Origin of the sequence: Azovibrio sp., assembly GCF_049658005.1 — a bacterium.
In the GTDB taxonomy this organism is placed as follows: domain Bacteria; phylum Pseudomonadota; class Gammaproteobacteria; order Burkholderiales; family Rhodocyclaceae; genus Azovibrio.
The window spans coordinates 1-11,983 of sequence record NZ_JBASOH010000024.1 but is presented as its reverse complement, the minus strand read 5'-3'; the positions used below and the strand labels follow the sequence as shown (position 1 = coordinate 11,983).

At 59.2% G+C, this 11,983-nt stretch carries 15 protein-coding genes; 13 read left to right on the top strand and 2 right to left on the bottom strand.

The genetic code is table 11. The features are described 5' to 3' along the window. Window positions 1-42: 42 nt before the first annotated feature. Window positions 43-843, bottom strand: coding sequence for an NAD(+)--dinitrogen-reductase ADP-D-ribosyltransferase (locus WBH99_RS02715; protein WP_424218574.1), 801 nt, complete (start codon window positions 841-843; stop codon window positions 43-45). A 210-nt stretch (window positions 844-1,053) separates the two neighbouring features. On the opposite strand from WBH99_RS02715, the gene nifH reads away from it, so the two are divergent. The 13 genes from nifH to WBH99_RS02650 all read left to right on the top strand — a co-directional run bounded on the left by nifH (window position 1,054) and on the right by WBH99_RS02650 (window position 11,684). Further along, a complete protein-coding gene (gene nifH, locus WBH99_RS02710; protein WP_424218573.1) occupies window positions 1,054-1,950 on the top strand; it encodes a nitrogenase iron protein in 897 nt (298 codons plus the stop codon). A gap of 114 nt (window positions 1,951-2,064) precedes the next feature. Next, window positions 2,065-3,537: a nitrogenase molybdenum-iron protein alpha chain gene (nifD, locus tag WBH99_RS02705; protein ID WP_424218572.1), complete on the top strand. Its 1,473-nt coding sequence runs from the start codon at window positions 2,065-2,067 to the stop codon at window positions 3,535-3,537. A 99-nt stretch (window positions 3,538-3,636) separates the two neighbouring features. Next, the gene (gene nifK / locus WBH99_RS02700) at window positions 3,637-5,205 is read left to right on the top strand and encodes a nitrogenase molybdenum-iron protein subunit beta (protein ID WP_424218571.1); all 1,569 of its coding nucleotides are present in this window, start codon (window positions 3,637-3,639) and stop codon (window positions 5,203-5,205) included. Window positions 5,206-5,271: 66 nt separating this feature from the next. Next, entirely contained in the window at window positions 5,272-5,499 is a 228-nt protein-coding gene (nifT, locus tag WBH99_RS02695; protein ID WP_424218570.1) for a putative nitrogen fixation protein NifT, read from the top strand. A gap of 43 nt (window positions 5,500-5,542) precedes the next feature. Further along, entirely contained in the window at window positions 5,543-5,734 is a 192-nt protein-coding gene (locus tag WBH99_RS02690; RefSeq protein WP_424218569.1) for an indolepyruvate ferredoxin oxidoreductase subunit alpha, read from the top strand. A gap of 79 nt (window positions 5,735-5,813) precedes the next feature. Next, window positions 5,814-6,545, top strand: coding sequence for a dinitrogenase iron-molybdenum cofactor biosynthesis protein (locus WBH99_RS02685; RefSeq protein WP_424218568.1), 732 nt, complete (start codon window positions 5,814-5,816; stop codon window positions 6,543-6,545). After that, complete coding sequence (locus tag WBH99_RS02680) at window positions 6,542-6,805, top strand: DUF6129 family protein (protein WP_424218567.1); 264 nt, start codon at window positions 6,542-6,544, stop codon at window positions 6,803-6,805. Before WBH99_RS02685 ends, WBH99_RS02680 begins: the two co-directional genes overlap by 4 nt. Then, window positions 6,795-7,592 (top strand): 4Fe4S-binding leucine-rich repeat protein, encoded by a 798-nt coding sequence (locus WBH99_RS02675; protein ID WP_424218566.1) that lies wholly within the window; start codon window positions 6,795-6,797, stop codon window positions 7,590-7,592. The genes WBH99_RS02680 and WBH99_RS02675 overlap by 11 nt, the downstream gene beginning before the upstream one ends. Beyond that, window positions 7,589-8,563: a hypothetical protein gene (locus WBH99_RS02670; protein ID WP_424218565.1), complete on the top strand. Its 975-nt coding sequence runs from the start codon at window positions 7,589-7,591 to the stop codon at window positions 8,561-8,563. The genes WBH99_RS02675 and WBH99_RS02670 overlap by 4 nt, the downstream gene beginning before the upstream one ends. A 497-nt stretch (window positions 8,564-9,060) precedes the next feature. Then, window positions 9,061-9,267, top strand: coding sequence for a sugar phosphate nucleotidyltransferase (locus WBH99_RS02665; RefSeq protein WP_424218564.1), 207 nt, complete (start codon window positions 9,061-9,063; stop codon window positions 9,265-9,267). Beyond that, the gene (locus tag WBH99_RS02660; RefSeq protein ID WP_424218563.1) at window positions 9,242-9,697 is read left to right on the top strand and encodes a hypothetical protein; all 456 of its coding nucleotides are present in this window, start codon (window positions 9,242-9,244) and stop codon (window positions 9,695-9,697) included. Before WBH99_RS02665 ends, WBH99_RS02660 begins: the two co-directional genes overlap by 26 nt. Window positions 9,698-9,738: 41 nt before the next feature. Continuing rightward, on the top strand, window positions 9,739-10,839 hold the full coding sequence (vioA, locus tag WBH99_RS02655) for a dTDP-4-amino-4,6-dideoxy-D-glucose aminotransferase VioA (protein ID WP_424218562.1): 1,101 nt from the start codon (window positions 9,739-9,741) through the stop codon (window positions 10,837-10,839). Window positions 10,840-10,976: 137 nt separating this feature from the next. Next, on the top strand, window positions 10,977-11,684 hold the full coding sequence (locus tag WBH99_RS02650) for an acetyltransferase (protein ID WP_424218561.1): 708 nt from the start codon (window positions 10,977-10,979) through the stop codon (window positions 11,682-11,684). 129 nt (window positions 11,685-11,813) lie between these two features. Here the strand turns inward: WBH99_RS02650 and WBH99_RS02645 are convergent, their stop codons facing one another. Continuing rightward, window positions 11,814-11,975 carry a transposase gene (locus WBH99_RS02645; RefSeq protein ID WP_424218128.1) on the bottom strand — a complete coding sequence of 54 codons (162 nt, stop codon included), beginning with the start codon at window positions 11,973-11,975 and terminating at the stop codon, window positions 11,814-11,816. Window positions 11,976-11,983 lie beyond the last annotated feature (8 nt).

Sequence of the window (11,983 nt, the reverse complement as noted above, 5' to 3'; positions counted from 1 at the left end):
CAAACCCGCGCGGCCCGACTCAGGGTCGGGTTTGCAACCACGTCAGAATGTCGTCCATGCGACTTCGTAGGCGCCGCCCAGCACCAGCCTCTCGTCCTCGCCCTGCAACACGCCGGGCAGCAGGGCGGAATGGAAGATCACCTTCGCCACCGGCACGTTGGCGACCAGGATGTAATCGCCGAACTCCCCGGCCCGCTCGCGGTTGCTGGAAAAGGAGTTGAGGCTGTTCAGCAGTAACACCGGCCCACCCCCCGGCCCTTCGCCCAGGCACTCGTATTCATCCCGATGATTGGTGCCCCGGTACAGGGTCAGGTGACTCACCCCCGGCTGCTGCCGGGCAAACTCGTACTGACAGTAGGCATACACCAGATCGAGCTGGGACTCCAGGGCATTGGTGCCGTACAGCCCCCGGGCCCGCATTTCCATAAAGCGCAGATAGGCGCTCCCCTCCTTGTCCCGCAGGGCTTCGCAGTGGTAGCGCGGCAAGAGGCCAAAGCGCGATTCCACCCAGCCCTTGAGCACCGCCGCCTCGCGGCTGCCGGAATCAAAACTCCAGCCGCGCAGCATGCGCACATAGTTGGCCTTGGCCCGGCCCCTGGGGCCGCCACTGAAACCGGCCTCGTCCAGATGCTCCAGGCGGAAATGGACGGTCATATAGTCCCGGAAAATTTCCGCCCGGCGACCGGCCTCGGGGCAATCCTGCAAACGGAGGAACAGGTCCTGATGCAGTTCCGCCACCCCGTCCAGCTGCAGGGGCACCGGGCATAGCTGATAGCTGAGACTGCCCAGAATGACGGCAGGCAGGTTGCAGCGGTTGATGGGCAGGCAGGCATGGCGGGGCAATGTGAGAACTTTGTCGTCAGCCCTACAAACGTCAGGGGAATTGTCGCATCCCGCGCCTTCCGGAAAACCCCCAGTATTTTTTGTTTTCATTTATAAATCAATTGCTTGAATCAAATTTTAGAAGCTGGCACGGTCCATGCACAAGCTGTGGTGCGACCCATTGGATTCCTCGCAATCGAATCACCCGACTGACTCAAAGGAGATTACACCATGGCAAAACTGCGTCAATGCGCCATTTATGGCAAAGGCGGTATCGGCAAGTCCACCACCACCCAGAATCTGGTGGCGGCGCTCGCCGAATCCGGCAAGAAGGTAATGATCGTCGGCTGCGATCCCAAGGCCGACTCCACCCGTCTGATCCTGCACAGCAAGGCTCAAACCACCGTGATGCACCTGGCGGCTGAAGCCGGCTCGGTGGAAGACCTGGAACTGGAAGACGTGATGTCCGTCGGCTTCGGCGGCATCAAGTGCGTCGAATCCGGCGGCCCGGAACCCGGCGTGGGCTGTGCCGGCCGCGGCGTGATCACCGCCATCAACTTCCTGGAAGAAGAAGGCGCTTACGACGAAGATCTCGACTTCGTGTTCTACGACGTGCTGGGCGACGTGGTGTGCGGCGGTTTCGCCATGCCGATCCGCGAAAACAAGGCGCAGGAAATCTACATCGTCTGCTCCGGCGAAATGATGGCCATGTACGCCGCCAACAACATCGCCAAGGGCATCGTCAAGTACGCCAATTCCGGTTCCGTGCGTCTGGCCGGCCTGATCTGCAACAGCCGCAACACCGACCGCGAAGATGAACTGATCATGGCTCTGGCGGCTCGCCTGGGCACCACCATGATCCACTTCGTACCCCGCCACAACGTCGTGCAGCACGCTGAAATCCGCCGCATGACCTGTGTTGAATACGATCCCACCCACAAGCAGTCGGACGAATATCGCTCCCTGGCCAACAAGATCGTCAACAACACCAACTTCGTCATCCCGACCCCGATCGAGATGGAAGAGCTGGAAGAGTTGCTGATGGAGTTCGGCATCATGGAAGCCGAGGACGAATCCATCGTCGGCAAGACCGCCGCCGAACTGGCTGCCGAAGCGGCTGCCGCCTGAGTTCCGGCAAGCCGCCCGCCGGGCGGGTATCACGCAGCACCCCATGACGAAGCAACCCATGATTCATTGAGCGCCTGGCACGGATAAGTGCCGGCGCAATGAAAGGAAACTATTATGGCAGCGCTCACACGCGAAGCGACCGAGGCCCTGATCGCCGAAGTGCTCGAGGTTTATCCGGAAAAGGCCAGGAAAGACCGGGCCAAGCACCTGATGATCAACGACAAGACCCTGGAATCCTCGAAGAAGTGCATCACCTCCAACCGCAAGTCCCTGCCCGGCGTCATGACCATGCGGGGCTGCGCCTACGCTGGCTCCAAGGGCGTGGTCTGGGGCCCCATCAAGGACATGATCAGCATCTCCCACGGCCCCATCGGCTGCGGTCAATACGCCCGTGCCGGCCGTCGCAACTACTACGTCGGCACTACCGGGGTGGATGCCTTCTGCGAAATCAACTTCACGTCCGACTTCCAGGAAAAAGACATCGTGTTCGGCGGCGACAAGAAACTCGCCAAGCTGATCGACGAAATCGAAATGCTGTTCCCCCTGAACAAGGGCATCTCGGTGCAGTCCGAGTGCCCCATCGGCCTGATCGGCGACGACATCGAAGCCGTTGCCAAGAAGGCCGCGGCCACCATCGGCAAGCCCGTGGTGCCGGTGCGCTGCGAAGGCTTCCGCGGCGTGTCTCAGTCCCTCGGCCACCACATCGCCAACGACTCCGTGCGCGACTGGATTCTCTCCAACCGCGACGGCCAGGCGTTCGAAACCACTCCCTACGACGTCGCCATCCTGGGCGACTACAACATCGGTGGCGACGCCTGGGCCTCCCGCATCCTGCTCGAACAGATGGGCCTGCGCGTCGTGGCCCAGTGGTCCGGCGACGGCACCCTGGCCGAAATGGAGAACACCCCCAAGGTCAAGCTCAACCTGCTGCACTGCTACCGCTCCATGAACTACATCAGCCGCCACATGGAAGAGAAGTACGGCATTCCATGGCTGGAGTACAACTTCTTTGGCCCCACCAAGATCGCCGAATCCCTGCGCAAGATCGCCAGCTTCTTCGACGACAAGATCAAGGAAGGCGCCGAGCGCGTCATCGCCCAGCACAAGGAAATGATGGACGCCGTGATCGCCAAGTACCGTCCGCGCCTGGAAGGCAAGAAGGTGATGCTCTACGTCGGCGGCCTGCGCCCACGTCACGTCGTCGGCGCCTATGAAGACCTGGGCATGGAAGTGGTCGGCACCGGTTACGAGTTCGCCCACAACGACGACTACGACCGCACCATCAAGGACATGGGCGACGCCACCCTGATCTATGACGACGTCACCGGCTACGAGTTCGAGGAATTCGTCAAGGCCTGCAAGCCCGACCTGATCGGCTCCGGCATCAAGGAAAAGTACGTCTTCCACAAGATGGGCGTGCCCTTCCGTCAGCTGCACTCCTGGGATTACTCGGGCCCCTACCACGGTGTGGATGGCTTCGCCATCTTCGCCCGTGACATGGACATGACCCTGAACAACCCCTGCTGGTCCAAGCTGACCCCGCCCTGGGTCAAGAACAACGAAGCAGCACTAAAGCAAGCCGCCTGATGCCCCGTTCCCCTCCTGCGGGAGGGGGGTGAGGACAAGCCCTTATCTAAAACTTTCGCACGTATCCACGGCTAGGTGGTGCGGGCAAAGGAGATCAAGATGCAAGACGTAAACAACATCAAGCCCTGTTACCCTCTGTTCCGTCAGGACGAGTATCAACAGTCCATGTCCGCCAAGCGCGAACTGTTTGAAGAAAACCCCAGTGCCGACAAGGTCGCCGAGACATTCGCCTGGACCACCACCCAGGAATATCAGGACCTCAACTTCAAGCGCGAAGCCCTGACGGTCAACCCCGCCAAGGCCTGCCAGCCTCTGGGTTCCGCCCTGTGCGGCCTGGGCTTTCACAAAAGCCTGGTGTACATCCACGGTTCCCAGGGTTGCGTGGCTTACTTCCGCACCTACTTCAACCGTCACTTCAAGGAGCCGATCGCCTTCATCGCCGACTCCATGACCGAAGACGCCGCCGTGTTCGGCGGTCAGAAGAACGTGCATGAAGGCCTGGCCAACGCCACCAAGCTGTACGGCGCCGAGATGATCGCCATGTCCACCACCTGTATCGCAGAAGTGATCGGGGACGACCTGAATGCCTTCATCGGCAACGCCAAGAAGGAAGGCAACCTGGACAAGGATTTCCCGGTTCCCTTTGCCCACACGCCCTCCTTCGTCGGCTCCCACGTCACCGGCTGGGACAACATGGAAGAAGGCATCCTGCGCTATTTCACCCTGAATGAAATGGAAGGCAAGAAGGTCGGCTCCAACGGCAAGATCAACATCGTTCCCGGCTTCGAAACCTACCTGGGCAACTACCGCGTCATCAAGCGCATGCTCAAGGAAATGGACGTCGATTACACCTTCTTGTGCGACCCCGAAGAAATCCTGGACACCCCGGCCGACGGCACCTTCCGCATGTACGCGGGCGGCACCACCATCCCGGAAATCAAGGATGCCCCGAACGCCATCACCACCTTCATGCTCCAGCCCCAGACCCTGGAAAAGACCAGGAAGTTCGTGGAAAGCACCTGGAACCAGGAAGTGCCCAAGACCACCATCCCCATGGGCGTCTCCGGCACCGACGAATTCCTGATGGCCGTCTCCCAGGCCACCGGCAAGGCCATTCCCGAGTCCCTGACCAAGGAACGCGGCCGTCTCGTCGACATGATGACCGACTCCCACGCCTGGCTGCACGGCAAGAAAATGGCCATCTACGGCGATCCCGACTTCGTGTATGGCATGGTCGGCTTCATGCTGGAACTGGGCATCGAGCCCACCCACATCCTGTGCAACAACGGTTCCAAGCGTTGGGCCAAGTCAATCGAAAAGCTGCTGGCCGAGTCTCCCTACGGCGTCCATGGCAAGGCATATCCCGGTGCCGACCTGTGGCACCTGCGCAGCCTCTGCTTCACCGACAAGCCGGATTTCCTGATCGGTAACAGCTACGGCAAGTTCATCCAGCGCGACACCCTGCACAAGGGCAAGGCCTTCGAGGTTCCCCTGATCCGTCTGGGCTTCCCCATCTTCGACCGTCACCACCTGCATCGCATGACCACCATGGGTTACGAGGGCGCCATGTACATCCTCACCACCCTGACCAATGCCGTGCTGGAGCGTCTGGACGATGAAACCCGCGGCATGGCGACCACCGACTACAACTACGACCTGGTTCGGTAATCGGCCCGGGGGCGGGAAGCAGCGATTCCTCCCGCCCCCGTCCTGAACGTCACACTGGAGCAAGCAATGGCCAACATCATGATTCGCCAGAACGGGGCCGGAGGGCTGGTGTTCTATCTGCCCAAACGGGATCTGGAAGCCTCCATCGAATCCATCGAATTCGACACCCCGGAAAAATGGGGCGGCGAACTGAAGCTGGACAACGGTGGCAGCTACTACATCGATCCGGTTGCCAGACCCGCCCGTCTGCCCATCTCGGTGCGCGCCAGGCGGCTAGGTGCGGCAGAAGACTGAAACCCGGCAATACCCGCAATAACGGAACAAAAGGAGCAGCATCATGGCGATGAAAATCAACCCCGATGAATGCACGATGTGCGGTGACTGCGCCCCGGTCTGCCCGACCAAGGCGATCAGCGAAGGCAAGATGACCTTCAAGGTCAATGCCGCCCTGTGTACCGAATGCGACGGCCACGCCGATTCGCCCAAGTGCCAGGATATTTGTCCCGCAGGCTGCATTTCCTACGCCTGAGGACCGGGCCGGCCGAGGCATCACCCTTCCCTCGCCCGGCTCACCCCCAATTCTTACCAGGACTTACCAGGAGCGCCCCATGTCCGAGACCCCGATCGCCTCCCGAGAAGCCGCCCTGCGCATTGCCCATGCGGCCCGCACCCTCAACGGCCTGGATGTAAAAGCCTTCGTTGGCGCCCTGGCCGACCGTTACGACCTGCCCCTCACCGAAAACAAGCTGGCCCGCATCACCGTGGAAGACCTGCGTGAAATCCTCGCCGGCAGCCACGCCGAAGCAAGCTGTGTCGTGGGGGTGGAAATGGAATCCCTCAAGACCGTCATCCAGCGCTTCAAGGGCGAAGGAGTGGAAGGCAGCGACCTGCCCCTCGTGGAACCCTACGCCGAGGGCGAGATGCCTCAGTCCATCCGCGTCGCCATCGCCGCCAACCGGGGCGAGAACCTGGATGGCCACTTCGGCTCCTGCGAACGCTTCCTGATCTACCAGGTCTCCCCCACCGCCCTGAAACTGATGGACGTGCGCGGCACCCTGGAAGCCGACCAGGAAGAGGACAAAAACGCCGCCCGGGCCGCCCTGATCGAGGACTGCCAGATCCTCTACCTGCAATCCATCGGCGGCCCCGCCGCCGCCAAGGTAGTGCGCGCCGGCGTCCACCCCATCAAAGCGCCCAAGGGCGGGCCGGCCCGGGAAATCCTGGCCAGGCTCCAGGAACACCTGCACACCCCGCCCCCCTGGCTGGCGCGGATCATGGGCGTCCCCGCCGCCTCCCTGGCCAAGTACGAAGAAGAACTCGAAAACGAGGAGGAGGCATGATGATCGCCCCGGAAACCCTGAAGGCAGTCGCCGCCGCCGCCCCAGGCTGCGACCCGTTCGAGCTGCGAAAAAAGTTTCCCGGCGTGATGTTCACGGTCTGCGGCGAAGATGACATCCCCGCCCGGCTCAAGCACGCCCTGGAAACCCCGACCCACTATCTTTACTACTTCACCAATGCCAGCGGCCACTGCCTGGAATTCACCAGCGATCCCGCTGCGGCCACGGGCATCGTCGTTGCTGCCCGGGCCGATGAGCGCTGATGCCGACACCAGCAGCCCCGAGCCGGAGCTAAAGCACGGATCAGGCCTCTGCGCCGGCTGCCGCCATGCCGGCAAACTGCTCCCGGCGGGCCGCTGCTGCCCCGGGGATGCCTGCATCCGGGCCCACAGCGGCCGGCAGATCGACCGCTTCCTGCGCAACAACCGGGACGAGGCCGGCGACTACCTGCAAGACCTGTTCTGGGAGCGCCGCGCCATCGCCGCCCGGTATGCCCCCCTGGACCGGATCGGCGCCCTGATGCACGACAGCGACGAAGTCGTGCGCCGGGTAGTGGCCGAGCGGCTTCCCGTCGAACAATTGGGCGGCATGGCCCGGGACCCGGACCGCGAAGTACGCCTCTTTGTAGCCGCCCGCCTGCCGCCCACCGCCCTGACGCCCCTCATGCACGACCCGGACTACCTGATCCGCGTCACCCTGGCCCGGCGCCTGCCCCATGGCCAGCTGGCACGACTGGTAAAAGACCCGGAACGTGAAGTCCGCAAGGCCGTCGCCCGGCGGCTCCCCCCCTTTGCCCTCTACACCCTGGCCAAAGACCCGGAAACGGAAATTCGCGCCATCGTCGCCAGCCGGGCCCTGCCCAGCCTCGCCGCCACCTTGCTGCAAGACCCGGAATGGTGGGTGCGGCTGGCCGCCGTGCACACCGCCCCGCCCGAATCCCTGCCCCCCCTGCTGCAGGACCCGGAAGCCGAAGTCCGGGAAGCCGCCCGGCGCCGCCTGGACACCATCGATCACCCCATTTCACCCTCCATCGCAAAGGACGGATCATGAACGACACCCTGGCCTGGCAGGAATACTGCAAGACCCTCGCCCCCAGCATTCAGGAATGCTGCAGCGGCAGCCCTGTTTCCGGCGGCCCCGCCGCCCTGGTCAAGCAACTGGCCAGCGCCCTGCCCGAATGGCAGTTCCGCCACCCATTCAGCCGGGGCGGCTGGTATCGCCTGGGCGGAGTCGTCACTGCCGATGGCCGCCGCGTCTCCGACAACCTGGAAGCCTGGGCCGATGCCGCCCTGGCCACCCGGGACGGCGATCTGGGCCAATTGCTCGACGACCTGGAAGAGACCCCGCTCTACGCCACCCGGCTGACAGGCAGCACCCATTACCTGGTCTCCCCCGCCGGGGAAGGCCCCGCCGATTTCCTGCAACTGGAAGTAGAAGAACTTCAGGAAATGCGCAGCCACCGGCTGGGTGAGGCGGATAGCCCCCCCATCACCCTGGCAGAACTGATCGACCCGGAACATCCCCACGTGAAACTGCAGCCCCTGGGTCTGCCCACCTACCACTTTCGCCGGCTCTGTCATGTCGGTTCGGTACTGCAGCGCATGGCCGCCCAGCGCCCGGAAGCGTTTCCCATCCATCGCCTGCTGGAAGACTGGAGCCTGAGCAGCGCCGGCCACACCAGCGCCCTGCACAACCACTGGATCATCGCCCTGCGCGAATACCTGGACCGTTACCAGCAGACCCAGTACCGGGCCCAGCCCATCGCCACCCTGACCGGCACGCCCCCCGCCTTCAATGCTGCCCATGGCACCAACGAACTGAAACTCCATTGCGCCCTGCAAGCCTTCGACCGGGAAGTCGGCTACCCCCTGGCCTGGTTCTTCCACATGCTCACCACCAAGGCCGTACCCCACTGGGTCGCCCAGACCGTGGTGGAAGACGCCCTGGCCGGCTTCGCCTACCTGCCCCAGCGCGACGTAGACGTAGTCCGCAACTGGCTGCACCGCCCCTACGCCTTCTGAAAAAGCCCCGGCTCATGCCATCCAGCCCCTTTGCCGGCCGCTGGATGGCGACGGCACGCGACACAAAAGCGCTCCCGTAAAATCAGATTCGCAGTCATCCACCCGGACATGGCCCAGCCCACCCGTTCGGCATTGAAACTCCCCGGCCCCGGCAAGAGAGCCCGCCTGCTGATTCTCAAGCATCGCAGCCGAAGCGCTGACTGCAAGTGGCGAACGAGTGGCGCGAACGAGTGGCGCGAACCTTGCCACGCCTTGAATTGATGGACATACTGACGGGATAATCCGATCTGACACTGCCAAGCCATGACCGCCCCCAGCAGCCCTCCTGATATTGCACACCAGGCGTTTCAGCAACTGACTACCCGACGCGTCCCGCCCACACCTACCAGCCGCCACACGAAACTGCTCCCGGAATCCCCGGAATGGTTTGTCTATCTGCTGCGAGCCTGGCAACGAGAGGCCCCCACAACCCCTTTCATTGCCGCCTCTTCCAAAGCATGAAAGCCGTCATTCTCGCCGGGGGACTCGGAACCCGGATCAGCGAGGAATCCCACCTCAAGCCCAAGCCCATGATCGAAATCGGCGGCAAACCGATCATCTGGCACATCTTGAAGATCTATTCCGCGCATGGCATCCACCTGAAAATTTCAATTGCTTGGGTGCATCCAGCCGGAAAGGATGGCAAGCTATGTCCTCGACGTTAATCGTGAGAGTCACTTGATGAGTGAGTCGAAATTGAAGCTTTGGCGCAACGAAGAAATGGCGTGTGTGAGAGCAGAGAAGGCAGGCGCTTGGGTAAAGATGCGCAGGATGGCCGAGAGTGCAGCCACGTTGATGAGGCAGATGACGTACTTCATCGAACTCCTGATGCTCACCGGCCAGCACACCTGTTCCAACAAAGCCCGGCAGATGCTCATGCATATCTCCCGCCAACTGCAAGACAGGGTAAGCGAAGCTGTTGATCTGGTCACCTCGAAAAACCTCAGCTTTCGAAAACCATGCACCGATAAATCAATTCCTTATGAAAGCGGCTCTGACAAAAACCGGGGATTTTTTCGAGGCGCCATCTTCTTGTCTATGACGCCGCCCCAGAGCATCCTCGGCATCATGAAAAATTTGAACCGCAAAGCATGATCGAGCAATTCAGAAAAGACTGCCTGAAAGTCGTCTAGACTATGACCATTTACGTCACCCAGCCCTACCTGCCACCTCTCAAGGAGTTCATTCCCTATCTGGAATCGATATGGCAGAACAAGCAATTGACGAACTGCGGCCCTTTCCACCAGCAACTGGAAAAAGAGCTTTGCGAGTATCTGGGTGTAAGCTACATCAGCCTATTTACCAACGGCACGATTGCCCTGGTAACGGCGCTACAAGCCCTGCGCATTACTGGCGAAGTCATCACCACCCCCTATTCTTTCGTCGCAACCGCGCATGCTTTACTCTGGAATAGCATCAAACCGGTCTTTGTCGATATTGATCCACATACCCTCAATCTTGACCCGGCCAGGATCGAAGCGGCCATCACCCCGCAGACCACGGCCATCATGCCAGTGCATTGCTATGGCCGGCCATGCGATATCGAGGCCATCCAGCGGATTGCAGACATTTACAACCTCAAGGTGATTTACGATGCCGCGCACGCCTTCGGCGTCAAATATCAGGACGGCAGCGTGCTGAATCACGGCGATTTATCGGTGCTGAGCTTTCACGCCACCAAGGTGTTCAATACCTTTGAAGGTGGCGCCATCGTCTCTCCGGATGCAAAAACCAAGCAACGCATCGACCATCTGAAAAACTTTGGTTTCGCAGATGAACTGACCGTCGTAGCCCCTGGCATCAATGGCAAGATGAGCGAAATCAACGCGGCTTTCGGCTTACTCCAACTCAAACACATCGATACGGCACTGGCAAGACGCCAGGAGATCGACCACATCTATCGAACCGCACTAAAAAACGTTCCAGGGATCACCTGCCTGAAGGGCGAGGCGCAGGCAACCAGCAATCATTCTTACTTTCCAATCCTGGTCCAACCAGACTTCCCGTTGAGTCGCGATGCGCTGTACGAAAAACTCAAAGCCAACGACATTTACACCCGTCGCTATTTCTACCCCCTGATCTCGGACTTCCCGATGTATCGAAGCCTGCCTTCGGCACATCGAGACAATTTACCGATCGCCACACGCGCCGCGTCTCAAGTTATTTGTTTGCCGATCTATCCGGACTTGAACGTAGACGATCAGCAACGCATCATCAACATAATCTGCGAGGTCTGATCATGAGTAATGTTTTGTTGGTCGACACCAACTTCTCATCAAGCCCCATTTATCAATTCTTGCGCAAAGCCGGACACCGTGTCACGGTATCTAGCAACCAACTAAGAAAATTGCTTTCTTAACAATTAATACCGCATATGCCTACACTCAATTTTTGTGCAATTAATTCAATTATGGACAATATCATAATAATCGGATCATCTGGTCACGCTAAAGTTACTATAGATGTAGTTCAACATGAAAATAAATTCAGAATTGTCGGACTAATTGATCGCTTCCGAAATATTGGGGAAGAAACCATGGGTTATACTATTCTTGGGAAAGAGGATGACTTACCAAAACTAATTAGAACACATGAATTAAATGGCGCAATAGTTGCAATAGGCGACAATTTCATTCGAGCAAATGTAGTTGCTCACGTTAAAGAAATAAGCCCTGAACTTTCTTTTGTTTCAGCCATTCATCCAAGAGCAACCATAGCTAATGGTGTATCGATAGGAGAAGGGACCATAGTTATGGCTGGCGCAGCCATTAATTCGTGCTCTTCTGTTGGTAAATTTTGCATTATCAACACCAATTCTTCACTTGATCACGATTCAATACTAAATGATTTTGCAAGCCTTGCTCCCGGCGCAACTATCGGAGGCAACTGCCATATAGGCATCTATTCCGCGATCGGTATTGGAGCAGTCTTGACCAATGGGATTAATATTGGAGAACACACGGTAATTGGCGCCGGATCATTAGTCATGAATTCTATGAAGTCATATATTGTAGCCTACGGAACACCAACAAAAGAAATTCGCAACCGAAAGCCAGGAGAAAAATATCTTTCCCATGCATAAAATAAAAGAAATCTTCGAACACAATGCCGCGGTGATCTGAGACCACTCCCAGACTGTATAGGGTCAAAAGGGGTCAGGGTCAATAAAGCCAAGTGTAATTTTGGCAAGCGCAGAAAACAGCTTAAGTATTCAGGCGAAACCGATTTGAAATTTAGTCCCGAAGCCATCGAGGAGTTCGCTGACCTTGGCGCGGAAGGTGTCTTTCGACCAAGTGGCGAACTCGCGCCAGTGGTATTTGGCTTGCTTCCAGACGATTTCGATCAGGTTCAGTTCGGGGCTATAGGGCGGCAGGTAGCACA